Origin of the sequence: Comamonas antarctica (genome assembly GCF_013363755.1) — a bacterium.
Taxonomy (GTDB): Bacteria; Pseudomonadota; Gammaproteobacteria; order Burkholderiales; family Burkholderiaceae_C; genus Comamonas; species Comamonas antarctica.
Window position 1 is genome coordinate 1,357,501 of sequence record NZ_CP054840.1, and the last position, 23,247, is coordinate 1,380,747.

The window sequence follows — 23,247 nt, forward strand, 5'->3', positions numbered from 1 at the left end:
ATAGGTATGCGAGGCGAACCGAGTGAACTGAAACATCTAAGTAGCTCGAGGAAAAGACATCAACCGAGATTCCGAAAGTAGTGGCGAGCGAAATCGGAACAGCCTTCTAGTGATACCTCGACTGTTAGCAAAGCGGCATGGAAAGGCCGACCATAGTGGGTGATAGTCCCGTATGCGAAAACAGACGAGCGGTACTAAGCTAGAGAAAAGTAGGGCGGGGCACGAGAAACCTTGTCTGAATATGGGGGGACCATCCTCCAAGGCTAAATACTCGTAATCGACCGATAGTGAACCAGTACCGTGAGGGAAAGGCGAAAAGAACCCCGGGAGGGGAGTGAAATAGATCCTGAAACCGCATGCTTACAAAAAGTAGGAGCCCGCAAGGGTGACTGCGTACCTTTTGTATAATGGGTCAGCGACTTACATTCAGTGGCAAGGTTAACCGAATAGGGAAGCCGTAGAGAAATCGAGTCCGAATAGGGCGAATCAGTCGCTGGGTGTAGACCCGAAACCAAGTGATCTATCCATGGCCAGGATGAAGGTGCCGTAACAGGTACTGGAGGTCCGAACCGACTAATGTTGCAAAATTAGCGGATGAGCTGTGGATAGGGGTGAAAGGCTAAACAAACTTGGAAATAGCTGGTTCTCTCCGAAAACTATTTAGGTAGTGCCTCAAGTATTACCTGCGGGGGTAGAGCACTGTTTAGGCTAGGGGGTCATGGCGACTTACCAAACCTATGCAAACTCCGAATACCGCAGAGTACAGCTTGGGAGACAGAGCACCGGGTGCTAACGTCCGGACTCAAGAGGGAAACAACCCAGACCGCCAGCTAAGGTCCCTAAAATTGGCTAAGTGGGAAACGAAGTGGGAAGGCTAAAACAGTCAGGATGTTGGCTTAGAAGCAGCCATCATTTAAAGAAAGCGTAATAGCTCACTGATCGAGTCGTCCTGCGCGGAAGATGTAACGGGGCTAAGCCAGTTACCGAAGCTGCGGATGTGCAATTCATTGCACGTGGTAGGAGAGCGTTCTGTAAGCCTGTGAAGGTGTCTGGTAACGGATGCTGGAGGTATCAGAAGTGCGAATGCTGACATGAGTAGCGTTAAAGGGGGTGAAAAGCCCCCTCGCCGTAAGCGCAAGGTTTTCTACGCAACGTTCATCGGCGTAGAGTGAGTCGGCCCCTAAGGCGAGGCAGAGATGCGTAGCTGATGGGAAACAGGTCAATATTCCTGTACCGATCAATAGTGCGATGTGGGGACGGAGAAGGTTAGCTCAGCCAACTGTTGGATATGTTGGTTCAAGCCTGTAGTCGTGCCTGGTAGGCAAATCCGCCGGGCTTAGATGAGGGGTGATAACGAGTCTGCTTGCAGACGAAGTGAGTGATACCCAGCTTCCAGGAAAAGCCACTAAGCTTCAGCTATTGACGACCGTACCGCAAACCGACACTGGTGCGCGAGATGAGTATTCTAAGGCGCTTGAGAGAACTCTGGAGAAGGAACTCGGCAAATTGATACCGTAACTTCGGGAGAAGGTATGCCGCAAGTAGGTGATCCTGTACAAGGGGAGCCCAAAGCGGTTGCAAAAAATCGGTGGCTGCGACTGTTTAATAAAAACACAGCACTCTGCAAACACGAAAGTGGACGTATAGGGTGTGACGCCTGCCCGGTGCTGGAAGATTAAATGATGGGGTGCAAGCTCTTGATTGAAGTCCCAGTAAACGGCGGCCGTAACTATAACGGTCCTAAGGTAGCGAAATTCCTTGTCGGGTAAGTTCCGACCTGCACGAATGGCGTAACGATGGCCACACTGTCTCCTCCAGAGACTCAGCGAAGTTGAAATGTTTGTGATGATGCAATCTCCCCGCGGAAAGACGGAAAGACCCCATGAACCTTTACTGTAGCTTTGTATTGGACTTTGAACAGATCTGTGTAGGATAGGTGGGAGGCTTTGAAGCGAGGACGCTAGTTCTCGTGGAGCCAACGTTGAAATACCACCCTGGTGTGTTTGAGGTTCTAACCTAGGTCCCTTATCGGGATCGGGGACAGTGCATGGTAGGCAGTTTGACTGGGGCGGTCTCCTCCCAAAGCGTAACGGAGGAGTTCGAAGGTACGCTAGTTACGGTCGGACATCGTGACGATAGTGCAATGGCATAAGCGTGCTTAACTGCGAGACTGACAAGTCGAGCAGATGCGAAAGCAGGACATAGTGATCCGGTGGTTCTGTATGGAAGGGCCATCGCTCAACGGATAAAAGGTACTCTGGGGATAACAGGCTGATACCGCCCAAGAGTTCATATCGACGGCGGTGTTTGGCACCTCGATGTCGGCTCATCTCATCCTGGGGCTGTAGTCGGTCCCAAGGGTATGGCTGTTCGCCATTTAAAGAGGTACGTGAGCTGGGTTTAAAACGTCGTGAGACAGTTTGGTCCCTATCTTCCGTGGGCGCTGCAGATTTGAGGAAGCCTGCTCCTAGTACGAGAGGACCGGAGTGGACACACCTCTGGTGTATCGGTTGTCACGCCAGTGGCATTGCCGAGTAGCTAAGTGTGGAAGAGATAACCGCTGAAAGCATCTAAGCGGGAAACTCGTTTCAAGATGAGATCTGCCGGGGGCTTGACCCCCCTGAAGAGTCGTTCGAGACCAGGACGTTGATAGGTTGGGTGTGGAAGCGCAGCAATGCGTTAAGCTAACCAATACTAATTGCTCGTGAGGCTTGACCCTATAACTTTGATCCCAAAAGCGGATCGAAGACAGTTATGCCAGGCGCAATCAAAATATAATCTGATTTCTAGCTCTATGAATTCGCTGAAGCGCTCGAAAAACTGAGCGCCAAGGCAAAAAGTTATGCCTGATGACCATAGCAAGTTGGCACCACTCCTTCCCATCCCGAACAGGACAGTGAAACGACTTTGCGCCGATGATAGTGCGGGTTCCCGTGTGAAAGTAGGTCATCGTCAGGCTCTTACAGCAAGAAACGCCCAGTCGAGCGACTGGGCGTTTTCTCTTCCCTTCAGAGGAACAACCAGCTGGTTGATGCCTTCGAAGTGAAAAGAAAACGCAAGACGTTTGAGCGCAGTGAAAGCTGTGCTAGAATTCAAGGCTTCGCTGATCGCAGCGAGCCAGGTGAAAAGAAATTTTCACTGATCATTAAAAATATACAGCCGATAAGCGTGGGCGTTTGAAGGCGATTGCCAAGTTCTTTGGAACTAGTGCATTGCACTACAAATGCTCATGAAGAAGTGAAGTTCACTTCAATTCTTTTATGAGTCGCTCGAAAGAGCAAAAAAATCAAGATCGAACTATAGAGTTTGATCCTGGCTCAGATTGAACGCTGGCGGCATGCCTTACACATGCAAGTCGAACGGTAACAGCTCTTCGGAGGCTGACGAGTGGCGAACGGGTGAGTAATACATCGGAACGTGCCCGATCGTGGGGGATAACGGAGCGAAAGCTTTGCTAATACCGCATACGATCTACGGATGAAAGCAGGGGACCCTCGGGCCTTGCGCGAACGGAGCGGCCGATGGCAGATTAGGTAGTTGGTGGGATAAAAGCTTACCAAGCCGACGATCTGTAGCTGGTCTGAGAGGACGACCAGCCACACTGGGACTGAGACACGGCCCAGACTCCTACGGGAGGCAGCAGTGGGGAATTTTGGACAATGGGCGAAAGCCTGATCCAGCAATGCCGCGTGCAGGATGAAGGCCTTCGGGTTGTAAACTGCTTTTGTACGGAACGAAAAGTCCGGGATAACACCCCGGGACCATGACGGTACCGTAAGAATAAGCACCGGCTAACTACGTGCCAGCAGCCGCGGTAATACGTAGGGTGCAAGCGTTAATCGGAATTACTGGGCGTAAAGCGTGCGCAGGCGGTTATGTAAGACAGATGTGAAATCCCCGGGCTCAACCTGGGAACTGCATTTGTGACTGCATAGCTGGAGTACGGCAGAGGGGGATGGAATTCCGCGTGTAGCAGTGAAATGCGTAGATATGCGGAGGAACACCGATGGCGAAGGCAATCCCCTGGGCCTGTACTGACGCTCATGCACGAAAGCGTGGGGAGCAAACAGGATTAGATACCCTGGTAGTCCACGCCCTAAACGATGTCAACTGGTTGTTGGGTCTTCACTGACTCAGTAACGAAGCTAACGCGTGAAGTTGACCGCCTGGGGAGTACGGCCGCAAGGTTGAAACTCAAAGGAATTGACGGGGACCCGCACAAGCGGTGGATGATGTGGTTTAATTCGATGCAACGCGAAAAACCTTACCCACCTTTGACATGTACGGAACTCGCCAGAGATGGCTTGGTGCTCGAAAGAGAACCGTAACACAGGTGCTGCATGGCTGTCGTCAGCTCGTGTCGTGAGATGTTGGGTTAAGTCCCGCAACGAGCGCAACCCTTGCCATTAGTTGCTACATTCAGTTGAGCACTCTAATGGGACTGCCGGTGACAAACCGGAGGAAGGTGGGGATGACGTCAAGTCCTCATGGCCCTTATAGGTGGGGCTACACACGTCATACAATGGCTGGTACAGAGGGTTGCCAACCCGCGAGGGGGAGCCAATCCCATAAAGCCAGTCGTAGTCCGGATCGCAGTCTGCAACTCGACTGCGTGAAGTCGGAATCGCTAGTAATCGCGGATCAGAATGTCGCGGTGAATACGTTCCCGGGTCTTGTACACACCGCCCGTCACACCATGGGAGCGGGTCTCGCCAGAAGTAGGTAGCCTAACCGCAAGGAGGGCGCTTACCACGGCGGGGTTCGTGACTGGGGTGAAGTCGTAACAAGGTAGCCGTATCGGAAGGTGCGGCTGGATCACCTCCTTTCTGGAAAACCGCAATCCAATTTGAACGCCCACACTTATCGGTTGTTGGAGCAGTCCTCGTGACTGTCCGCAAAAGGGTCTGTAGCTCAGCTGGTTAGAGCACTGTGTTGATAACGCAGGGGTCGTTGGTTCGAGCCCAACTAGACCCACCATTTGCTTCCAACGAAGTAGAGGTTGAAACGAGGGTTGGCTAGAGCCAAGTCCTGCAAGGCGCGAGGAGCGAAGCACACACCTCGTGTGTGAGCGACGAGCAACGCCGCAGGACGCCGGCTATAGACAACCAGCGGGGGATTAGCTCAGCTGGGAGAGCACCTGCTTTGCAAGCAGGGGGTCGTCGGTTCGATCCCGTCATCCTCCACCATTTGGCTGTTTGGGTCGTCCAAGCATGCTATAATTTTTGACTCAACAAAAAAGCAGTTTTCAAAAAGACTGCTTTTTTGTTGATCGTTATCTAACGATCATCGGCTGTTCTTTAAAAATTCATAGAGTCGAAATCAGAGTTGTTAGCGGAAACTGCACATTCGTAAAGGTTTAGTGCAGACCGTGCCGCTAACGACATTTTTGATTGCGTCAAAACAAGATTTAACTTCTGTTATTTCTTAAGTAATGACGAATCATTCTCTAACAACCACCGAGCAATCGGTGGAAGCAAAAAGAATGTTCACATTATGGCATAACGCGCGAGGTGAGAGACCTCGCACAGTCTTTGATACAACCGCGATTGTCTTTAACGAGACGTCAAAGTTATAGGGTCAAGTGACTAAGAGCATGTGGTGGATGCCTTGGCGATTACAGGCGACGAAAGACGTGATAGCCTGCGATAAGCTTCGGGGAGCTGGCAAATAAGCTTTGATCCGGAGATTTCTGAATGGGGAAACCCACCCGCAAGGGTATCGCATACTGAATTCATAGGTATGCGAAGCGAACCGAGTGAACTGAAACATCTAAGTAGCTCGAGGAAAAGACATCAACCGAGATTCCGAAAGTAGTGGCGAGCGAAATCGGAACAGCCTTCTAGTGATACCTCGACTGTTAGCAAAGCGGCATGGAAAGGCCGACCATAGTGGGTGATAGTCCCGTATGCGAAAACAGACGAGCTACTAAGCTAGAGAAAAGTAGGGCGGGGCACGAGAAACCTTGTCTGAATATGGGGGGACCATCCTCCAAGGCTAAATACTCGTAATCGACCGATAGTGAACCAGTACCGTGAGGGAAAGGCGAAAAGAACCCCGGGAGGGGAGTGAAATAGATCCTGAAACCGCATGCTTACAAAAAGTAGGAGCCCGCAAGGGTGACTGCGTACCTTTTGTATAATGGGTCAGCGACTTACATTCAGTGGCAAGGTTAACCGAATAGGGAAGCCGTAGAGAAATCGAGTCCGAATAGGGCGAATCAGTCGCTGGGTGTAGACCCGAAACCAAGTGATCTATCCATGGCCAGGATGAAGGTGCCGTAACAGGTACTGGAGGTCCGAACCGACTAATGTTGCAAAATTAGCGGATGAGCTGTGGATAGGGGTGAAAGGCTAAACAAACTTGGAAATAGCTGGTTCTCTCCGAAAACTATTTAGGTAGTGCCTCAAGTATTACCTGCGGGGGTAGAGCACTGTTTAGGCTAGGGGGTCATGGCGACTTACCAAACCTATGCAAACTCCGAATACCGCAGAGTACAGCTTGGGAGACAGAGCACCGGGTGCTAACGTCCGGACTCAAGAGGGAAACAACCCAGACCGCCAGCTAAGGTCCCTAAAATTGGCTAAGTGGGAAACGAAGTGGGAAGGCTAAAACAGTCAGGATGTTGGCTTAGAAGCAGCCATCATTTAAAGAAAGCGTAATAGCTCACTGATCGAGTCGTCCTGCGCGGAAGATGTAACGGGGCTAAGCCAGTTACCGAAGCTGCGGATGTGCAATTCATTGCACGTGGTAGGAGAGCGTTCTGTAAGCCTGTGAAGGTGTCTGGTAACGGATGCTGGAGGTATCAGAAGTGCGAATGCTGACATGAGTAGCGTTAAAGGGGGTGAAAAGCCCCCTCGCCGTAAGCGCAAGGTTTTCTACGCAACGTTCATCGGCGTAGAGTGAGTCGGCCCCTAAGGCGAGGCAGAGATGCGTAGCTGATGGGAAACAGGTCAATATTCCTGTACCGATCAATAGTGCGATGTGGGGACGGAGAAGGTTAGCTCAGCCAACTGTTGGATATGTTGGTTCAAGCCTGTAGTCGTGCCTGGTAGGCAAATCCGCCGGGCTTAGATGAGGGGTGATAACGAGTCTGCTTGCAGACGAAGTGAGTGATACCCAGCTTCCAGGAAAAGCCACTAAGCTTCAGCTATTGACGACCGTACCGCAAACCGACACTGGTGCGCGAGATGAGTATTCTAAGGCGCTTGAGAGAACTCTGGAGAAGGAACTCGGCAAATTGATACCGTAACTTCGGGAGAAGGTATGCCGCAAGTAGGTGATCCTGTACAAGGGGAGCCCAAAGCGGTTGCAAAAAATCGGTGGCTGCGACTGTTTAATAAAAACACAGCACTCTGCAAACACGAAAGTGGACGTATAGGGTGTGACGCCTGCCCGGTGCTGGAAGATTAAATGATGGGGTGCAAGCTCTTGATTGAAGTCCCAGTAAACGGCGGCCGTAACTATAACGGTCCTAAGGTAGCGAAATTCCTTGTCGGGTAAGTTCCGACCTGCACGAATGGCGTAACGATGGCCACACTGTCTCCTCCAGAGACTCAGCGAAGTTGAAATGTTTGTGATGATGCAATCTCCCCGCGGAAAGACGGAAAGACCCCATGAACCTTTACTGTAGCTTTGTATTGGACTTTGAACAGATCTGTGTAGGATAGGTGGGAGGCTTTGAAGTGAGGACGCTAGTTCTCATGGAGCCAACGTTGAAATACCACCCTGGTGTGTTTGAGGTTCTAACCTAGGTCCCTTATCGGGATCGGGGACAGTGCATGGTAGGCAGTTTGACTGGGGCGGTCTCCTCCCAAAGCGTAACGGAGGAGTTCGAAGGTACGCTAGTTACGGTCGGACATCGTGACGATAGTGCAATGGCATAAGCGTGCTTAACTGCGAGACTGACAAGTCGAGCAGATGCGAAAGCAGGACATAGTGATCCGGTGGTTCTGTATGGAAGGGCCATCGCTCAACGGATAAAAGGTACTCTGGGGATAACAGGCTGATACCGCCCAAGAGTTCATATCGACGGCGGTGTTTGGCACCTCGATGTCGGCTCATCTCATCCTGGGGCTGTAGTCGGTCCCAAGGGTATGGCTGTTCGCCATTTAAAGAGGTACGTGAGCTGGGTTTAAAACGTCGTGAGACAGTTTGGTCCCTATCTTCCGTGGGCGCTGCAGATTTGAGGAAGCCTGCTCCTAGTACGAGAGGACCGGAGTGGACACACCTCTGGTGTATCGGTTGTCACGCCAGTGGCATTGCCGAGTAGCTAAGTGTGGAAGAGATAACCGCTGAAAGCATCTAAGCGGGAAACTCGTTTCAAGATGAGATCTGCCGGGGGCTTGACCCCCCTGAAGAGTCGTTCGAGACCAGGACGTTGATAGGTTGGGTGTGGAAGCGCAGCAATGCGTTAAGCTAACCAATACTAATTGCTCGTGAGGCTTGACCCTATAACTTTGATCCCAAAAGCGGACCAAAGACAGTTATGCCAGGCGCAATCAAAATATAATCTGATTTCAGTCTCTATGAATTCGCTGAAGCGTTCGACAAACTGAGCGCCAAGGCAAAAAGTTATGCCTGATGACCATAGCAAGTTGGCACCACTCCTTCCCATCCCGAACAGGACAGTGAAACGACTTTGCGCCGATGATAGTGCGGGTTCCCGTGTGAAAGTAGGTCATCGTCAGGCTCTTACAGCAAGCAAACCCCCAGCGCCCCAAAGGCCTGGGGGTTTTGTTTTTTCCAAAGTCATATTGCCATGCAACTGCAAGACATTCTTTATTCGCAAGGGTTTGGAACCCGTCGTGTGTGTGCCGGCCTGGTGCAGCAGGGCTGGGTGGAAATCTATCCTCAGGATGACGCTTCGGCCGCGCCCATCAAATGCACGGATTCGACCGCCGATTTCGATCCGGAAGGTCTGCGCATGCGCGTGCAAGGAGTCGACTGGGAATACCACGCCAAGGGTTACATCGTGCTGAACAAGCCGGCGGGTACCGAATGTTCTCAAAAGCCCTCGACCTATCCCAGCATCTATACGCTGCTGCCCGCGCCGCTGCGCCAGCGGCCCTGCAAGAGTGCGATCCAGGGCCTGCAGGCCGTGGGCCGGCTGGACCAGGATACGACAGGCATGCTGCTGCTCAGCGACGACGGCCAGTTCATTCACCGCATGAGCTCGCCGAAAAAGCATGTGCCCAAGGTCTATCGCGTGACGGCCAAGCATCCGGTGACGCAGGAGATGGTGGACCGTCTGCTGGCCGGCGTGGTGCTCGATGATGATCCCAAGCCAGTCAAGGCAGCGGCCTGTGTGCTGATCGACAGCCATGTGCTGGATCTGACGCTGACCGCAGGCAAGTACCACCAGGTCAAGCGCATGCTGGCAGCGGTGGGCAATCGCGTGGAAGGCCTGCACCGCGCCAGCATTGGCAGCATGCAGCTGCCCGAGGACCTCGCGCCGGGGCAGTGGCGTTGGCTCACGGGCGCGGACCTGGAAAAGCTCAAGGGATGAATGGCCGCTGTGCCTGAGCATGCTTGGCCCGGCCCCTTCGACCCTTCGACCCTTCGACCCTTCGACCCTTCGACAGGCTCAGGGCGAACGGGTACGCAAGCCCAGGGCGAACGGGTACGCAAGCCCAGGGCGAACGGGTACGCAAGCCCAGGGCGAACGGGTACGCAGCTCAGGGCGAACGGGTACGCCAGTTCAGCGTGACGATGTTCTGACGGGCCGGGGCAGGAACTCGATGCCGGTGCGCTGCACCAGTTCCTCATAGCTGATGGGCTTGGAGACGCGTTCGGCGTCGTCGTTGGCCTGCCAGTAAGCCCACGAGCGGTGGGTGGTGGCGTCGTAGACCAGTTTGTAGAGGTGGCTGGGCACGCGCACCTGGCCGTTGCCGATGGCGCTGCTGTGGTGGTCAAAGACCGGGCCGGTGAAAACGAATACATCGCCCTGGGCACGGTGTGCGTAGCTGCGCGTGTCCTTCTCGATGCGGGCCCAGGGGCCTGAATTGTGCTTCATGGCCTGCGGCACCATGTTGGCCAGCGAGAAGCTTTGAGCCATGGCACGCGCGGTGGGCATATCGCCGGCTGGCGCCATATGGCCGCGCGAGTAACCCGAGCGCTTGTAGTCGTCGAGTTCGGCGCGCTCGCTGCGCGGCAGGCGCGCATCGGCAAAGAACTTGTTGGTGCGCTTTTCGTCGGCATCGTCGACCGCTGCACGGTTCAGGCGCTGCACCACATAGACCGGTGTCTTGCTTTCGCCGTTGTGCAGGACCGCGAAGGCCTCGTAGCACAGCGCGCGCAGCCTGCCGATTCCGGCCGCCGGCGCGGGGGCGGGCACATGGCCCGCCACGAAAAATGCCGGGCATTCGGCAAAGGCGTTTGCCGGCAGCGCAACGGTGGAGGAGGAGGGTTTGGCGGAGACTGCCGCCGCTGCTGCCGCGATCAGGGCGGCAACTGTGACGCGCTGGGTGAAGCGCGCCATGGACTGACCAAAATTCACTGCGTTCATCGGCCCGGGGCCGTTACTCAAGAGATGCTAGAAAGCCGGCGCAGCAGGGCTGCCGCGTGGCGCACGACGTGGACCACGCGGTGGTGGCACGAAGCTCCGAGGATGCCTCAAAAATGCGAGCTCCAAAGCAAGTTGGGCGCCGCCAGTGCCCGCATTTCAACGGCCTGGGCCGGGGTTACAGCCGAGTGGCTCGAGGGGCTGTTGGCCCGCCCTCAGTGGCGTTGCGCGTGCAGTCGTAGAATGCGTGCCTCCTGCGCAGGGTCCAATATGGTGGCCCTGTGCCGCAGCAGGTTCAGGCCTGCTGCGCCCTGCAAACGTCTGATGAAAGATTCGGGGCGCCGGGCGCTGCCGTGAAGGCCCGCCATGGGGTCTGCGGCAGCTGCCCCGTGCGCTCCGGGCGCTGCCGATGAACTCCACTGCCTCTCCAGTTTCCGCCACGGGCCTGCCCTGGGCCATGCAATGCACGGCATTCGATGCGCCCCAAGCCGATACGCTGCGCGTGCAGTCCGAGGTGCTGGTGGTGGTGTCAGGGCAGGGCCGGATCGAGGCGGTGATCGCGCGCGACGATCCGCGCTGGGAGACGGAGCGCGCACGCCACGCGGCTGCGGGCCAGTTGCGTGCGTTGCCTGCGGGCAGCTATCTGTTGCCGGGGCTGGTCGATGTGCATGTGCACGCGCCGCAATGGCCGCAGATGGGCAAGGCACTCGATGTGCCGCTCGAGGACTGGCTGCAGCAGAACACCTTCCCGCTCGAGGCACGCTACGGCGATGCGGCGTTTGCCGAGAGCGTCTATCGGCCGCTGGTGCAGCAGCTGCTGGCGAATGGCACGACCACGGCCATGTACTTCGGCACCTTGCATGAGGTGGGCAACCGCGTGCTGGCCGAGCAGTGCCTGCGCCAGGGCCAGCGCGCGCTGGTGGGTCGCGTGGCCATGGACGAGCCCGGCCAGTGCCCGGCGTTCTACCGCGATGCCAGTGCTCGGCAGGCGGTGGCCGAAACCGAAGCCTTCATCGATGCCGTGGCCCAGCTGCCGGGCAACTCCGGTGGCCTGGTGCTGCCGGTGATCACGCCGCGCTTCATCCCCAGCTGCACCGATGAGCTGCTTGCGGGCCTGGGCGCGCTGGCGCAACGCACGGGTGCGCATGTGCAGACCCATTGTTCGGAAAGCGACTGGGCGCACCAGCATGTTCTGGAGCGCACCGGCACGACCGATGCGCATGCGCTGCACCGCTTCGGTCTGCTGACGCGCCGCACGGTGGTAGCGCATGCGAACTTTCTCACGCATGCGGATGTGGCGCTGATGGCCGAGGTGGGCGCGTCAGTGGCCCACTGCCCGCTGTCGAACTTCTACTTTGCCAACAGCGTGTTCCCGGCGCGCTCGGGTCATGCGCAGCAGATGGGCATGGGTATGGGCAGCGACATCTCCGGCGGCTACAGCCCGTCCATGTTCGATGCATGCCGGCATGCGATCACCGCGTCCTATGCGCTCGATGAGGGCGTGGACCCGGACCTGCCGTCCGCGCAGCGCGGACGCCACAATGCGCGCATCGACCATGTGTTTGCGCTGTGGCTGGCCACGGCCGCGGGCGGCAAGGCGCTGGATCTGCCGATCGGCCGCATCGAAGCCGGCCAGCATTTCGACGCCATCGTCGTCGACTGCCATGCGCCCGACTCCAATGTCTGCATCTGGCCGGACAGTGACAGCCCGGCCGATGTGCTGCAGAAGATCATCTACAACGCGACGCGCGCCAATGTGAGCCAGACCTGGGTGCAGGGCGCGCTGGTGCACTGCCGCGGCACTGCGTGAAACCCTTTACCAACCTTGCTGATTGCAGCGCCAAATGACTGAACCCACCGCTTATGAGGGGCGCCTGATCGCCCAGCCCGACGACCGCGTCACCATCGTCAAAGCCTTGCTGCTCGGCGTGCAGCATGTGATGGCCATGGATGTGTATGTGGTGCCCTTCATCATCGCCTCCGCGCTGGCACTGTCGCAAGCCGATTCGGCCTCGCTGATCCAGTCGACCTTTCTGGCGGCGGGCATCGCCACCATCATCCAGACCGCCTGGTGCATGCGCATGCCGGTGGCGCAGGGCCCATCGTACATTCCGCTGGGCGCGATCATTGCCGTGGCGCTCGCCGGCGGCGCCGGCTTGAGCGGCATGGGCGCCGTGTATGGCGCGCTGATTCCGGGTGCGCTGCTGGTGATTGCGCTGGGTGCGCTCGGCTGGTTTCACCGCCTGATCCGCTGGCTGGTGCCGCCCATCGTCGGCGGCTCGATCATCCTGGTGGTGGGGCTGTCGCTGCTGCCGATTGCGCTCACGGCCAATGTGTTTGCGGTGCATGGCGACTCGACCATCAACCTGAACATCGGGCTGGCGGCGCTGTCGGCCGCGCTGCTGGTGGTGGCGATGATGATCGGCCTGCGTTTCAACAACCGCGCGGGCACCTGGGTGCGTCTGCTGTCGGTGGTGATTGCGCTGGTGGGCGGCACCATTGCCGCGTCTTTTGTCGGGCAGTTCTCTTTCGATGCCGTGGCTGCCGCGCCCTGGCTCACGTTGCCGAAGATGGCCTTTGTCGACTATCAGCTGCAGTTCTCTCTGCCCGCAATACTGACCTTCGTGCTGATCTACATGGTGGTGATGGCAGAGACGACGGGTACCTGGTTTGCGGTGTCGGCTGTGATCAACAAGCCCATTACCGACCAGCAGCTGGACCGCGGCGCGATGGGCGAAGGCCTGGGCTGCGGCGTGGCGGCACTGATCGGCGGCACACCGGTCACGGGCTATTCAACCAATGCTGGCGTGATCTCGATCACTGGCGTGGCCAGCCGCATGGTGTTCGTGGCGATTGGCGTGGTACTCGCGGTGCTGGGCTTCATCGGCAAGTTCTCGGCGCTGATCGCGGCGATTCCGGCACCGGTCATCGGCGGCGTGTTTGCCGTGGTCTGCATCACGATTTCGATGGCGGGTATCCGCATCCTGCGCCATGTGCACCTCGACGAGCGCGCGATGCTGGTGGTGGGCATTCCCCTGATCTGCGCGTTCTTTGCCACGCTGGCGCCGAAGGAGTGGCTGCAGTCGCTGCCCGATATGCTCCAGTACCTGCTGGGCTCGGCGGTGACAGTGGGCGCGATGGCGGCGATGGTGATGAACCTGGTGTTGCCGCGGGTGGGCGAAGAGGGCCGGGAGTAGGTACAGCGCAACCGAGCCGCACGAGTTGCGGCCGTGCAAGCGGTTCAGGTGCGATATCTGTGGATCAGGAGATGGGCCGTTCATCCTTCGACAAGCTCAGGACGAACGGATCAGCTGGCTCAGGAGCTTGGGGATCAGGAGGTTGGCCGTTCATGCTTCGACAAGCTCAGGACGAGCGGATCAAAGCTAGCTGAGGACGAGCGGATCAGCTGGCTCAGACTCACGGGTCACAGCAGGCTCAGGACGAATGGGTGGCGCCCTTAATCGATCGAGGCACTCCAACGGTCGTTCCAGTCGGTGCCGCGGGTGCGGTCGATATCGCGGCGGTCGCGTTTGGTGGGGCGGCCTTCGGTGAGGGTGGCCGCGGGTTCGGGCGCAAGGCGGCGCTGTTCGGCCAGGCGCTCGCGTTCGGCAAGGCTGTCGGCGGTTTCGGCGTACAGGCCCTGGGCCACGCTGGCCGGGCCGCGCGATGGCATGAGCCCGCGCACGACCACGGTGCGTGCCACCGGGCCCTGGCGCAGCGCCACGGTGTCGCCGGCGCGCAGTTCGCGTGAAGCCTTGGCGTTCTGGCCGTTCACGGTGACCCGGCCCTTGCCGATTTCCTCTACGGCCAGGCTGCGCGTCTTGTAGAAACGCGCGCACCAAAGCCATTTGTCCAGACGCATGGTTTGCAGTTCGCTCATGGATGAAATTGTGCCTGCGGCCCAGCGCGCGAAGGTGTTTCCATGTGTTTTGCGGGGGGGCTGTTGCAGTCCAGCGTCACCTGCGCATCGAGCCCGGCGGGATGGCCGTCGCGCGCCTCCCGGTGGGTCAGGCGCAACTGGCCGCCCAGTGCCTGCACGATATCGTGGCAGATCGCCAGCCCCAGGCCAGAGCCGGCCTGCAGGTCCCCCGCCGAGAACGGCTGGAACAGGCGTTGGGCCAGTTCCTCGCTGATGCCGGGGCCGCTGTCGCTGATGCACAGCACGGCCAGGCAGCGCTCGCCATGGGGGGCGGGCATTTGCGTCAGTTGCACGCGCAGCCAGCCTGATTCGGGGGAGTGGCGCACGGCGTTGTGCAGCAGGTTGCGCGTGAGTTCGCGCAGCATCCAGCCATGTGCGTTGATGTGCACTGGCGCGGCCTGCAGTTCGAAGTCGAGGTTCTTCTCGGCCATCAGCGGTGACAGATCCAGTGCGATCTCGCGCACGATCTCGTCCCAGGCGCGCGGCTCGCCGGGCTCGGCCTGCTGGCGCAGTTGCTCGACCTTGGCCAAGGCCAGCATCTGGTTGGCGAGTTGCGTGGCGCGCTCCACCGTGGCGCCGATTTCGGCAAACGCCTGGACCGCAGGCACATCGCCGCGCTGCGCCGACTGCACCTGGATCTTGAGCACGGCCAGCGGCGTGCGCAGCTGGTGCGAGGCATCACGCACGAAGCGCTTCTGGTGGGCCAGCAGCAGGCGCAAGCGCTGCATGACCTGGTTGGTGGCCTGTACCAGCGGCTGCAACTCGCGCGCCGCGTCGGGGGCCTGTAGCGGACTCAGGTCGCCTTGCGTGCGTGCCTGCAGCGCGGTGCTGAGCGCGCGCACGGGCCGGGTCGCGCGCTGCACCACCAATACGACGATCAGCGCCACCACGGCCACCAGCAGGGCCTGGCTTGCCAAAGTGCGCCACAGGATGGGCCAGGCCTGCGCTTCGCGCAGCTCGAGCGTTTCGGCCACCTGGATCACAGCCATGCCGCGGCCTTCGGCGCTGGACACGGGCTGGAGCAAGACCGCCATGCGCACCGGCACGCCGCGGAACTGGGCATCGTAGAAATCCACCAATGCCGCATAGGGCGGGCGCTGCGGAATCTGGCCGCGCCACATCGGCAGTTCGGCAAAGCCCGACACCATTTCACCGCCCGTGGTCGATACCCGGTAGAACATGCGGCTCTGGTTGTCGGCCTCGAAGATCTCCAGCGCCGAATAGGGCACCAGCGCGCGCAGCTCGGCCTGGTCGTCATAGCCGCGCACGCCCAACTGCTCGCTGATGCTCTTGGCCGAGGCCAGCAGGGTTCGGTCGTAGGCGGTGTTGAGCGCCTTGAGCGTCTGCTGGTGCAGGCTCCAGGTGTTGAAGCCGATCAGCAGCAGCACCGGCACCAGGATGCCGACCAGCAGCTGGCGCCGCAGCGACCAGGCGGGGCGAAGCGGCGCGGGTGCGCTGGCCATGGCGTTCAGTCGTCGGCCTTGAGCAGATAGCCCAGGCCGCGCAGCGTCATCAGCGTGACGCCCGTGCCGGCCAGCTTTTTGCGCAGGCGGTAGACCACGACCTCGACGGCTTCGTACTGCACCTCGGCTTCGCCGGGAAACACCAGCGCGAACAGCCGCTCCTTGGCCACGGCGTGGCCGGGCCGTGCTATCAGCGCCTGGATCAACGCACGCTCGCGCGGCGTCAGCTCCAGTGGCTCGCCCCAGGCATAGAGCGCACCGCTTTGCTTCTCGAAGCGCAGCGCGCCCAGCACCGATTCCTCCTGCACGGGCGGACTGGCCAGCCCGGTACTGCGGCGCAGCAGCGCGCGCAGCCGGGCCTCGAGTTCATCGAGATCGAACGGCTTGGTCAGATAGTCGTCCGCGCCGGCGTTGAGTCCCAGCACGCGGTCGCCGACACTGTCGCGCGCCGTGAGTACCAGCACCGGAGTGCGCAGCCCCTGGTCGCGCGCAGCGGCCAGCACCTGCAGGCCGTCGAGGCCGGGCAGGCTCAGGTCCAGCACCACGGCATCGGGCAGACCGGTCTGCCATTCCTGCAGCGCCGTCGGCCCGTCGGCCGCGGTACGCACCTGCATGCCGCGGCGCGCCAGGGTGCGCTGCAGCGTGGCGCGCATCGCGGGGTCATCTTCAACAAGCAGCAAACGCATGGGGCGGAAGGTTAGCACCTCGCGATGGCAGCCATGGATTCGGCGTCGGGCGCGGTCTTGATTTGCGGGATTACCCCTAGGCTTGCGTACAGCCTTTTGACAGGTGCGCGGCGCATGATGGCGCGGCTCGACTTCCACAAGACCTTCAAGGAGACAACATGCGCCGAGACACCTTTCTTCACTCGCTGGCAGCCCTGGCTGTGGGCGGTGCGCTGCCCCTGAGCGCGCAAGCCGCACAGGCCATCAAGATGATGCTGCCGGCCAACCCGGGCGGCGGCTGGGACACCACGGGCCGCGCGCTGGGCAAGGCCTTGCAGGATGCGGGCGTGGCCTCGTCGGTCACCTATGACAACAAGGGCGGCGCCGCAGGTGCGATCGGCCTGGCGCAGTTCGTCAACGGCAGCAAGGGCGACCCGAATGCGCTGATGGTGATGGGCGCGGTGATGCTGGGCGGCATCATCACCGGCAAGCCGCCGGTGAACCTGAGCCAGGCCACGCCGCTGGCGCGCCTGACCAGCGAATACAACGTGTTCGTGCTGCCGGCCAACTCGCCCTACAAGACCATGGCCGATGTGATTGCGCAGCTCAAGAAGGACCCGGGCAGCATCAAGTGGGGCGGCGGCTCGCGCGGCTCCACCGAACACATTGCCGCGGCCATGATTGCGCGCGCCGTGGGTGTCGATCCCGCGAAGATCAACTACGTCGCGTTCCGTGGCGGCGGCGAGGCCATCTCGGCGATCCTGGGCGGCAACGTCACGGTGGGCGGCAGCGGCTTCAGCGAGTTTGCCGAATACATCAACACCGGCAAGATGAAGCCGATCGCCGTGACCTCGGGCCAGCGCCTCGCCGGCTCGAGCGTGCCCACGCTCAAGGAGCAGGGCATCGACGTGGAAATCGGCAACTGGCGCGGTGTCTATGGCGCGCCCGGCATCAGCCGCGCGCAGCGCGATGCGCTGATCGCGTCCCTCGAGAAGGCCGTGAAGAGCGCGTCGTGGGCCGAAGCCATGAAGAAGAACGACTGGACTTCGGCCTGGCTGGCCGGCGATGCGTTTGCCAGCTTCGTGGACAACGAGTTCGCGAGCCTGCGCGCGACGATGGTCAAGTCCGGCATGGTCTGAAGGCCCTAAGCCTGGCGCACGGCAATTGCCGGCGCCAGGCCAGTGCCGGCGGTGTGCCGCCGGTTGTTTCTTGGCGTTGCCACGCCGCCCGATCGCGGGCGGCGCCGGCAGCGCGCGTTTGGCGCAGGTGTGCAGATGACCGATCCCAGCCCCCCAGTTTCCTCCGATATTTCTGATTCTTCCCCCGCGGGCACGATTCCCGGCGTGCATCTGCAGACCGCGGTCGGCGCGGGCGTGCTGCTGGTCGCGGCCGGGCTGGCGTTTGGCGCGCTGGGCATTCCCGGCGATGCCGGCTATGGCGGCGTGGGCCCGAATTTCCTGCCCTGGGTCTGCGCGCTGGTGCTGGCCGTGTGTGGCGCCTGGCTTGTCTGGGAAGCGCGCAGCGGCGGCTACCGCGCGATGGCCGAACCCTCGGGCGGCGCCCGTGCCGACTGGAGCGCGGCGGTCTGGGTCTCGGCGGGACTGCTGCTCAATGCGGCGCTGATCACGACGCTGGGCTTCATCCTGAGCTGCACGCTGTGCTACGTGCTGGCGGTGCAGGGACTGCGCCGCTCGGCGGGCCAGCCGCAGGCGCGCGCGCCGCGCACCTGGGGCGTGGATGTGGTCACCGGGCTGTGCATCTCGGCGCCGGTGTTCTGGGTCTTCACGCAATTTCTGGCGATCAATCTGCCGGGTCTGACGGATACGGGGTGGCTGTAATGGAAATTCTCGATGCTCTGATGGCGGGCTTTGCAACCGCCATCACTCCCGCGAATCTGCTCTGGGCCCTGGTCGGCTGTGCGTTGGGCACGGCCGTGGGCGTGCTGCCCGGCATCGGCCCGGCCGTGGCCGTGGCCATGCTGCTGCCGATCACCGCCAAGGTCGAGGTCACGGCCTCGATGATCTTCTTTGCCGGCATCTATTACGGCGCCATGTATGGCGGCTCGACGACCTCCATCCTGCTGAACACGCCCGGCGAAACCGCGAGCATGGTCACGGCGATGGAAGGCAACAAGATGGCCAAGAGCGGGCGCGCGGGCGCGGCGCTGGCCACATCGGCCATCGGCTCGTTTGTCGCGGGCACGATTGCCACCGTGGTGGTGACGCTGTTTGCGCCGTCGGTGGCCGAGTTCGCCGTCAAGCTGGGCCCGCCCGAGTACTTCATGCTGATGGTGCTGGCATTCACCACGGTGAGCGCGGTGCTGGGCCAGAGCCGGCTGCGCGGCATGACGGCGCTGTTCATCGGCCTGGCCGCTGGTTGCATCGGCATGGACCAGATCTCGGGCGCGGCGCGCTATACCGGCGGCAAGATGGAGCTGCTGGACGGCATCGACATCGTGCTGGTGGCCGTAGGCCTGTTTGCGGTGGCCGAAGTGCTTTATGCGGCGCTTTACGAAGGCCGTACCCAGGACACGCAAAACCGCATGGGCCGGGTGCACATGACACGCCTCGACTGGAAACGTTCGATTCCCGCCTGGCTGCGCGGCACGGTCATCGGTACGCCCTTTGGCTGCATTCCCGCGGGCGGCACCGAGATCCCGACCTTCCTGAGCTATGCGGCCGAGAAGAAGCTGGCCAAGGACGGCAACAAGGCCGAGTTCGGCCGCCAGGGCGCGATCGAAGGCGTGGCAGGCCCCGAGGCCGCCAACAATGCCACGGTGACGGCCGCGCTGATTCCGCTGCTGACGCTGGGCATTCCGACCTCCAACACCACGGCCGTGCTGCTGGGCGCATTCCAGAACTACGGCATCAATCCCGGGCCGCAACTGTTCACGACCTCGGCCACGCTGGTGTGGGCGCTGATTGCGTCGCTTTACATCGGCAATCTGATGCTGCTGGTGCTGAACCTGCCGATGGTGGGCCTGTGGGTCAAGCTGCTGAAGATCCCCAAGCCGCAGCTGTATGCCGGCATCCTGATCTTTGCGACGGTGGGCGCCTATGGCATGCGCCAGAGCGCGTTCGATCTGTTCCTGCTGTATGGCATCGGCGTGCTGGGCGTGCTGATGCGGCGCTTCGACTTTCCCACGGCCCCCGTGGTGGTGGGCATGATCCTGGGCCCGCTGGCCGAGGCGCAGATGCGCAATGCGGTGTCGATCGGCGAAGGCAGCTGGCTGATCTTCCTGCAGCGGCCAATGTCGCTGGCGCTGATCGTGATCGTGCTCGCCGTGCTGATCGTGCCGCGGCTGCTGCAGCGGCGTGGCCGCGGTTGAGTTTTTCTTCTTTGCCTTTGAGCCCGCGGTTTTCCGCGGGCTTTTTTTTATGCGCGCCCGCAAGGGCGCTGCGGTGCCAGATGCTCGATCAGCGCATCGATGGCGACGCGCTGGCGCGCCGTCATGCGCGTGTTCCTGGACCAGAGCACATGATTCGGCAGGGGGGCGGGCTGTGCATCCTGGAGCACCACGCACAGCCGTTCGGCACGCACCTCGTCTTCGGCAAACCAGCCCGGCAGCTGGGCAATGCCTTCGCCCGCCAGTGCGCTGCGGCAGGCGCGGCGCGCTGGCGCCTGGGGGCAGTTGCCAGGGTTCTTCGGCGCCGCCAGCAGCCGCACGATGGCATCGTGCGCGGTCAGTTGCGCCCGCGTGGAGGGCGCGCCGCGCCGCTCGAGATACGCGGGTGCCGCGCACAGCCACAGCGCCTGCTGTCCGAGCGGCCGGGCAACGGCCTTCGATGCCGATATCGCTCAGGTGCAATGGACCGTCACGGCGTTTGTCGCCGCCTTGTCGGTCTGCACCATTGCCGTGGGGCACCTGGCGGACCGCCACGGCCGGCGCGAGGCGATGTTTGCCGGCATGGAACTGTTTGCGGACGCCTCGCTGGGCGCGGGCCTGGCGTCAAACCTGACTTGGCTGGTGCTGTGGCGCGCGGTGCAGGGCGTGGCGTGCGCGGGTCTCCATACGGTGTCGGCAGCGGTGGCAGCGGCGATGTTTCCCGAACAGCAGCGCGGCCGGGCATTGGGCCTGCTGTTCAGCATCAATGGCCTGGGGCTGGCGTTCGGGCTGGTGGCAGGCGGGCTGCTGGTGGAGGCATGGGGCTGGCGCGCCATCTTTTTGCTGAACGTGCCGCTGATCGCTGCGGGTTTCGCGTTGTGCTCGGGACGCTTGCCGGCATCGCCCACGAACGCCGCGCAGCGCAGTGCGGCGCCAGCGCTTCGCTGGTCGCTGTTCGCGCAGCCGCGCTTTGCCGTGGCGGCCTGCGCCACCGCGGCGCTGGCGCTGTTCTATTGCGTGGCTTTTTTCCTCATGCCGCTGTACCTTGGCGAATTGCGCGCGCAGGGCAGTGCGACCACGGGCTGGCTGCTGCTGCCGACCACCGCGTTGATGGCGCTGGTCTCTGCGTTGGCGGGGCGCGGCTGCGACCGCATCGGCTGCGGGCGGGCGATGATGGTGGGATTCATCGCGCTGCTGGTTTCGGCGCTGATGCAGGCGATGTTCAACGCCGGCACGCCCTGGCCCTGGGTGCTGGCGGCATTTGCCTGAATGGGCCTGGGATGGGGCTGCGTGCTCGGCCCTTCGATGGCGGCGGCACTCGCGGCGCTGCCGCAGGCGCTGGCGGGCACGGCGCTGGGCGTGCCCACCACGCTGCACAACATCGGTGGGGCGCTGGGCCTGGCCATTGGCACCGAGGTGTTTCGTCTGGCAGCACAGGATGGGGGATTCGCTGCGGCTACCAGCTGGTGATGCTTCTGCTGGCCGCGGTGTGCCTTGGCGCGCTGGCGATGCTGCTGCGGTGGCGCAACGCCCTGTAACGCACTGCTCGCGCCTGGAAGGTGGCGCTGGCGCAAGCTGAGGCACACTAGCACCAGTCAACTCTGGCGAGGGGCCGCTGCAGTGGCAGCCTGGCCTGTGCTTTCTGGTCTCCAGCAATCCGGTGCAGCCAGGTCGAACGCGCAAGCGGGCGGCCGGCGCCCTTCGATGCAGCTTCGCATGAAATCCATCCCTTCAGATGTCGAGAACGACGCGCAGACATTGCCCGGCCCCGAAGGCCGGCCCTTTCTGGCGGCCGGCGTGTTTCTCGCGCTTTTGACTGCCGTATTGATTGCCACGAATGTCTGGAGCGCGTGGCGCGCCTATGACGCTGCCTGGTCGCAGGCCAGCAAGACATCGAGGAATCTCGGTCACTCGGTGGCCAACCAGCTCGACAGCGTGTTCAGCGAAGTGGACCGGGTGCTGCACACGCTGGGGTTCATCCTCGAAAGCAGCGACATGACGCCCGCCACGCTGGAGGCCCTGCAGCCCATCATGGTGACGCATGTCAGCCGGGCGGAGTATCTGCATGGGCTCTTTGTCTATGGCCCCGAGGGCCAATGGCTGGTGCATACCCAACCCGCGCAATCGCGCCAGGCCAACAACTCCGACCGCGACTATTTCATCTTCCATCGCGAAAACCGCAGCTCCCGGGTCTTGATCGGCAAGCCTTTGAGAAGCCGTTCGACGGGGGATTGGATCATTCCGGTGTCCAAGCGCATCGACGACGCATACGGGGAGTTTGCCGGCGTCTTGCTGGCCACCGTGCGCGTCGACCAGATCCTGCGGCTGCTCAACGGTTTCGATATCGGCGAGAACGGCGCGATCTCGTTGAGTCTTGTGGATGGCACGATCGTGCTGCGGCGCCCTTATGCCGTCGAGGATCTGGGCCGCAAGCTCCCCAACAACCCCTTGCTGTCGGCGGCCAGCAGCGCGCGCACCGGAATGGCGCGGCTGCGCTCGCCCATCGACGGCGTCAAGCGCCTCGTGGTCTTCGAGCATCTGCCCAACAACCCGCTGTTCATTGCCATCGCACTGTCCGAGAAGGAGATCCTGTCGCAATGGCGTGATGCGGCGCAGGTCCAGCTCGCATGCCTGCTGCTCATGGTGTCGGTCATCGGCCTGTCCACGCGCTACGTGCTCAGAAGCATGCGGCTGCGCGGCGCCTCCGACCGCGCGTTGCGCACGGCGCATCAGCAGATTGTGCATACCAACTCCCAGCTCGCACACCTGGTGGATCACGACGGCCTCACGGGAATATTGAATCGCCGTGCGTTCGACCGGCGCTTCGAGGAAATCCTGGGGCAGAGCCGACGCTACGGCCGCCCGGTTTCGCTGGTGCTGTTCGATGTCGATCACTTCAAGGCCTACAACGACCATTACGGCCATCTCGCGGGGGACGAGTGCCTGCGCATGGTTGCGGCCGCGCTGTCCAAGGCCATGCGCCGTCCGGGCGATGTGCTGGCGCGCTACGGCGGCGAGGAGTTTGTCGCGATCCTGCCGGACACGGCTGCGGATGGGGCACGCGCAGTTGCCAACGCTGCGAGAGAGGAGGTGGCGCGGCTGGCGTTGGACCATGTCGCCAGCGCAGAGGGCATTGTCACCGTCTCGGGCGGGGTTGCAGCGGCCACTTCGGCGGCAGCAGACCTGACCGCCAGCGCTGTCATCGAACAGGCCGACCAGGCGCTGTATCGCGCCAAGAAGCAAGGGCGCAACCGGGTGGTCGTCACAGGCGGTTGAAACGTCCGGCATGCAAGTGCCGCCAGTTTTCCGCGGACGGGTTCGATCCGCAAGCAGGAGGCCTGCCCGACACCCGCCCTGCAGACGGGCATCGGGCT

General features: G+C 61.1%; 14 protein-coding genes, 2 tRNA genes and 5 rRNA genes (1 of these 21 only partly in view). 16 read left to right on the forward strand and 5 right to left on the reverse strand.

Going from position 1 to position 23,247, the window contains the following annotated elements:
- The 8 genes from HUK68_RS06425 to HUK68_RS06460 form a co-directional block, all read left to right on the forward strand.
- Positions 1 to 2,719: ribosomal RNA gene (locus HUK68_RS06425) — 23S ribosomal RNA — on the forward strand (it extends 158 nt beyond the left edge of the window).
- 126 nt (positions 2,720 to 2,845) lie between these two features.
- A 5S ribosomal RNA gene (gene rrf, locus HUK68_RS06430) occupies positions 2,846 to 2,958 on the forward strand.
- A 336-nt stretch (positions 2,959 to 3,294) separates the two neighbouring features.
- Positions 3,295 to 4,826 (forward strand): 16S ribosomal RNA (locus HUK68_RS06435).
- A 74-nt stretch (positions 4,827 to 4,900) separates the two neighbouring features.
- Positions 4,901 to 4,977, forward strand: a tRNA-Ile gene (locus tag HUK68_RS06440).
- Positions 4,978 to 5,110: 133 nt separating this feature from the next.
- Positions 5,111 to 5,186: transfer RNA gene (locus HUK68_RS06445), tRNA-Ala, on the forward strand.
- Between the two features lie 389 nt (positions 5,187 to 5,575).
- Positions 5,576 to 8,450 (forward strand): 23S ribosomal RNA (locus tag HUK68_RS06450).
- Between the two features lie 126 nt (positions 8,451 to 8,576).
- Positions 8,577 to 8,689 (forward strand): 5S ribosomal RNA (gene rrf, locus HUK68_RS06455).
- Together the 16S, 23S and 5S rRNA genes with 2 tRNA genes alongside form the textbook arrangement of a ribosomal RNA operon.
- Positions 8,690 to 8,758: 69 nt before the next feature.
- On the forward strand, positions 8,759 to 9,505 hold the full coding sequence (locus HUK68_RS06460; RefSeq protein ID WP_175503452.1) for a 16S rRNA pseudouridine(516) synthase: 747 nt from the start codon (positions 8,759 to 8,761) through the stop codon (positions 9,503 to 9,505).
- Positions 9,506 to 9,697: 192 nt separating this feature from the next.
- Here the strand turns inward: HUK68_RS06460 and HUK68_RS06465 are convergent, their stop codons facing one another.
- Positions 9,698 to 10,441 carry a DNA/RNA non-specific endonuclease gene (locus tag HUK68_RS06465; RefSeq protein WP_350355235.1) on the reverse strand — a complete coding sequence of 248 codons (744 nt, stop codon included), beginning with the start codon at positions 10,439 to 10,441 and terminating at the stop codon, positions 9,698 to 9,700.
- A 469-nt stretch (positions 10,442 to 10,910) separates the two neighbouring features.
- On the opposite strand from HUK68_RS06465, the gene guaD reads away from it, so the two are divergent.
- Together guaD and HUK68_RS06475 are read left to right on the forward strand one after the other, a co-directional pair.
- Positions 10,911 to 12,311 (forward strand): guanine deaminase, encoded by a 1,401-nt coding sequence (gene guaD, locus HUK68_RS06470; RefSeq protein WP_175503453.1) that lies wholly within the window; start codon positions 10,911 to 10,913, stop codon positions 12,309 to 12,311.
- A 34-nt stretch (positions 12,312 to 12,345) separates the two neighbouring features.
- Complete coding sequence (locus tag HUK68_RS06475; protein WP_175503454.1) at positions 12,346 to 13,698, forward strand: uracil-xanthine permease family protein; 1,353 nt, start codon at positions 12,346 to 12,348, stop codon at positions 13,696 to 13,698.
- A 260-nt stretch (positions 13,699 to 13,958) separates the two neighbouring features.
- On the opposite strand, the gene HUK68_RS06480 is transcribed toward HUK68_RS06475, so the two are convergent.
- From HUK68_RS06480 to HUK68_RS06490, 3 genes are read right to left on the reverse strand one after another with little or no spacing between them, the layout of a single operon-like run.
- Entirely contained in the window at positions 13,959 to 14,381 is a 423-nt protein-coding gene (locus tag HUK68_RS06480) for an RNA-binding S4 domain-containing protein (RefSeq protein WP_175503455.1), read from the reverse strand.
- A complete protein-coding gene (locus HUK68_RS06485) occupies positions 14,378 to 15,883 on the reverse strand; it encodes a sensor histidine kinase (protein ID WP_175503456.1) in 1,506 nt (501 codons plus the stop codon). Before HUK68_RS06485 ends, HUK68_RS06480 begins: the two co-directional genes overlap by 4 nt.
- A gap of 5 nt (positions 15,884 to 15,888) precedes the next feature.
- Positions 15,889 to 16,569 (reverse strand): response regulator transcription factor, encoded by a 681-nt coding sequence (locus HUK68_RS06490; RefSeq protein WP_175503457.1) that lies wholly within the window; start codon positions 16,567 to 16,569, stop codon positions 15,889 to 15,891.
- 158 nt (positions 16,570 to 16,727) lie between these two features.
- On the opposite strand from HUK68_RS06490, the gene HUK68_RS06495 reads away from it, so the two are divergent.
- The 3 genes from HUK68_RS06495 (at position 16,728) to HUK68_RS06505 (ending at position 19,876) form a co-directional block, all read left to right on the forward strand.
- On the forward strand, positions 16,728 to 17,687 hold the full coding sequence (locus tag HUK68_RS06495) for a Bug family tripartite tricarboxylate transporter substrate binding protein (RefSeq protein ID WP_175503458.1): 960 nt from the start codon (positions 16,728 to 16,730) through the stop codon (positions 17,685 to 17,687).
- 135 nt (positions 17,688 to 17,822) lie between these two features.
- Entirely contained in the window at positions 17,823 to 18,386 is a 564-nt protein-coding gene (locus HUK68_RS06500) for a tripartite tricarboxylate transporter TctB family protein (protein WP_175503459.1), read from the forward strand.
- Complete coding sequence (locus tag HUK68_RS06505) at positions 18,386 to 19,876, forward strand: tripartite tricarboxylate transporter permease (RefSeq protein ID WP_175503460.1); 1,491 nt, start codon at positions 18,386 to 18,388, stop codon at positions 19,874 to 19,876. The genes HUK68_RS06500 and HUK68_RS06505 overlap by 1 nt, the downstream gene beginning before the upstream one ends.
- 47 nt (positions 19,877 to 19,923) lie before the next feature.
- Here the strand turns inward: HUK68_RS06505 and HUK68_RS06510 are convergent, their stop codons facing one another.
- The gene (locus HUK68_RS06510) at positions 19,924 to 20,298 is read right to left on the reverse strand and encodes a LysR substrate-binding domain-containing protein (protein ID WP_350355236.1); all 375 of its coding nucleotides are present in this window, start codon (positions 20,296 to 20,298) and stop codon (positions 19,924 to 19,926) included.
- On the opposite strand from HUK68_RS06510, the gene HUK68_RS06515 reads away from it, so the two are divergent.
- The 3 genes from HUK68_RS06515 to HUK68_RS06525 all read left to right on the forward strand — a co-directional run bounded on the left by HUK68_RS06515 (position 20,216) and on the right by HUK68_RS06525 (position 23,149).
- Positions 20,216 to 21,142, forward strand: coding sequence for an MFS transporter (locus HUK68_RS06515; RefSeq protein WP_175503462.1), 927 nt, complete (start codon positions 20,216 to 20,218; stop codon positions 21,140 to 21,142). The two genes, HUK68_RS06510 and HUK68_RS06515, sit on opposite strands and share 83 nt — an antisense overlap.
- A complete protein-coding gene (locus HUK68_RS06520; RefSeq protein ID WP_175503463.1) occupies positions 21,143 to 21,343 on the forward strand; it encodes a hypothetical protein in 201 nt (66 codons plus the stop codon).
- A 150-nt stretch (positions 21,344 to 21,493) separates the two neighbouring features.
- Positions 21,494 to 23,149 (forward strand): sensor domain-containing diguanylate cyclase, encoded by a 1,656-nt coding sequence (locus HUK68_RS06525; protein WP_244146274.1) that lies wholly within the window; start codon positions 21,494 to 21,496, stop codon positions 23,147 to 23,149.
- Positions 23,150 to 23,247 lie beyond the last annotated feature (98 nt).

Excerpts from the sequence above, each read along its gene's own strand:
- HUK68_RS06485 (WP_175503456.1), bottom strand. The coding sequence starts at position 15,883 with ATGGCCAGCGCACCCGCGCCGCTTCGCCCCGCCTGGTCGCTGCGGCGC.
- guaD (WP_175503453.1), top strand. The coding sequence starts at position 10,911 with ATGAACTCCACTGCCTCTCCAGTTTCCGCCACGGGCCTGCCCTGGGCC.
- HUK68_RS06490 (WP_175503457.1), bottom strand. The coding sequence starts at position 16,569 with ATGCGTTTGCTGCTTGTTGAAGATGACCCCGCGATGCGCGCCACGCTG.
- HUK68_RS06500 (WP_175503459.1), top strand. The coding sequence starts at position 17,823 with ATGACCGATCCCAGCCCCCCAGTTTCCTCCGATATTTCTGATTCTTCC.
- HUK68_RS06495 (WP_175503458.1), top strand. The coding sequence starts at position 16,728 with ATGCGCCGAGACACCTTTCTTCACTCGCTGGCAGCCCTGGCTGTGGGC.
- HUK68_RS06480 (WP_175503455.1), bottom strand. The coding sequence starts at position 14,381 with ATGAGCGAACTGCAAACCATGCGTCTGGACAAATGGCTTTGGTGCGCG.
- HUK68_RS06515 (WP_175503462.1), top strand. The coding sequence starts at position 20,216 with ATGGCATCGTGCGCGGTCAGTTGCGCCCGCGTGGAGGGCGCGCCGCGC.
- HUK68_RS06505 (WP_175503460.1), top strand. The coding sequence starts at position 18,386 with ATGGAAATTCTCGATGCTCTGATGGCGGGCTTTGCAACCGCCATCACT.
- HUK68_RS06475 (WP_175503454.1), top strand. The coding sequence starts at position 12,346 with ATGACTGAACCCACCGCTTATGAGGGGCGCCTGATCGCCCAGCCCGAC.
- HUK68_RS06460 (WP_175503452.1), top strand. The coding sequence starts at position 8,759 with ATGCAACTGCAAGACATTCTTTATTCGCAAGGGTTTGGAACCCGTCGT.
- HUK68_RS06520 (WP_175503463.1), top strand. The coding sequence starts at position 21,143 with ATGGGCCTGGGATGGGGCTGCGTGCTCGGCCCTTCGATGGCGGCGGCA.